This is a genomic window from Bartonella sp. AD328YNZD (assembly GCF_042196425.1).
This window is the reverse complement of record NZ_JBHIQG010000644.1, coordinates 1-894: the sequence shown is the minus strand read 5'-3', so window position 1 is coordinate 894 and position 894 is coordinate 1. Positions and strand designations below refer to the sequence as shown.

The window sequence follows — 894 nt, the reverse complement described above, 5'->3', positions numbered from 1 at the left end:
TGCCAGCAGGTGCTATGCTGTCATCATTGAGAACATTTCCATAATCACCAGTCCAGCTGTTGAAAATTGTGTCATCAAGACCTACGCGAAAACCACCCAGTTCAATGTAAGCCGCTGCAAGCCTTGCACTAGCGTTGTCTCTACCATCCCCCCAGTTTGAATAAATTCTCGCATATGAACGAAGTGTTCCCATTTCTGTTTCCGAAGCTGCTTGAAAAACAAGGGTGAGCCGTGATGCTGCGCCATAGGTTTTTCTTTTGTCTCTTAGTTCAGTTTCGGTTGTTGCATCGATATTATCACCGCCTATAAAATCAGTACGAACATTTCCTGATAAACGCATGCAGGTTTCTGTTCCAGGGATATAAAAATATCCTTTTCCGTAGGCATCACAAACGCGAATATATTCTACAGGTTCGGGTTCGGGGATAACTGTTGAAGCAGCATGAGCTCCAGAAACAGCTAAAAAAGCTGTTGTAGAGCTTAAAAAAAGGGATTTAATATTCATATAGGATCTCCGAGGTCCGGTTAAATTTCTTCTAAAGAGTACTATTTTCCTAACGCATTAAGGACAAAGACATAAGTAAATACGCAGCACTTGTTATCTTAGCTATAACTAATCTTTTTAGAGTTTTAAATATGAAATTACCTTTTTGTAATATATGCATGTACTATTCGAGATGCTGTGGTAAAAAAGACACAATTTTTGTTTTATTAACTTTTGGTCCCTATGGGATCAATAGGAGAAAAATTTTCAGATATTTGGGAAAAAAATCGAAAAAGTCTTGAACTTTCTGTTGATACCATTTATGCCTCTTTGTCGGAGAGGTGGCCGAGTGGTCGAAGGCGCTCCCCTGCTAAGGGAGTAGGGCTCAAAAGGCTCTCGAGAGTTCGAAT

The 894-nt window shown here is 39.9% G+C and carries 1 protein-coding gene; it reads right to left on the bottom strand.

Translation table 11 applies throughout. The features are described 5' to 3' along the window. Window positions 1–505, bottom strand: a 505-nt coding sequence (locus ACFIO3_RS14215) for a porin (protein WP_375704701.1), incomplete at its 3' end; no start/stop codon positions are given. Window positions 506–894 lie beyond the last annotated feature (389 nt).